Source organism: Clostridium tertium (genome assembly GCF_902652255.1).
Lineage (GTDB): Bacteria > Bacillota > Clostridia > Clostridiales > Clostridiaceae > Clostridium > Clostridium tertium_A.
In genome coordinates this window covers 1-1028 of the sequence record NZ_CACRTO010000035.1, presented here as the reverse complement: position 1 = coordinate 1028, position 1028 = coordinate 1, and the positions used below count along the sequence as shown (strand labels likewise).

General features: G+C 31.6%; 1 protein-coding gene. It reads left to right on the top strand.

Annotated elements, in window-relative coordinates:
• Positions 1-35: 35 nt before the first annotated feature.
• On the top strand, positions 36-1028 hold a 993-nt coding region (locus GPX08_RS12150), incomplete at its 3' end, for an IS6 family transposase (protein WP_156627072.1).

Below are 1028 nucleotides of genomic sequence, written 5' to 3'. Positions count from 1 at the left end.
TAAATAATACCCCCTTAGAAAAGGAGAGAAGAACAATGAACAAGACTAATATAAAATGCCCACGCTGTCATTCTGATAAACTATATAAGTTTGGTTTGAATAAGCAGGCTAAACAAAAGTATCAATGCAAACAATGTAAGCGCCAGTTTACACTTGGCGATGGTGAAGGATTACCTAAAAGAAATTACCCTAGATGTCCTAAATGTGGTAAAGGAACCTACTTACATCACTCATATAAATATTACAATCGTTACAAATGCAATAATAAGAAGTGTAATCACATAATAGTTAAACATCATACTACAAATATTGATATGGCATCCAGTGAATTAATTACCGGTTCCCTTTCTATGAAAGGAATGCGTTTTCCACTACATGTAATATTAACTGCATTAACATTATATTTTTTAAATAATTCATCAACAAGGGCTATTTCTCAATTCTTGATGATTAACTCTGGGATTAAAGTATCCCATGTTACTATAGCAAGTTGGACTAATAAATTTGCACCTTTCTTTAAACAAAAGGCTGATAAATTTAAAGCTAGTTTAAACTTACAATCTGACGATTGGCACGCTGATGAAACAGTAGTATTTATTAATGGTGAAAAATACTATCTATGGTTAGCTATTGATTCTGAAACTAGATTTATTCTAGCATTTCATTTAACTAAGTCTAGAAGTTCTGATTCAGCTTATACACTAATAAATGAAGCTAAAAATTGTGGTGAACCAACTTACTTTATAACTGATAGATTGCCTTCGTATAACGAAGCTGCCGCTACGGTATTACCTAATACCAAACATATTCCTGTATCACCTATGTCTAGTGATACAAATAACAATTTAATTGAGTCATTCAATAAGACTTTTAAAGCTTGGTATAAAGCTAAAAAAGGTTTTAACTCTTTTGAAAAGGCGAATAACCTAATTTACTTATTTATCTTTCACTATAACTTTATTAGACCACATGGATCATTAAATAACTGTACTCCAGCAGAAGTTGCCGGCTTCGCTAGCGATAGCTTT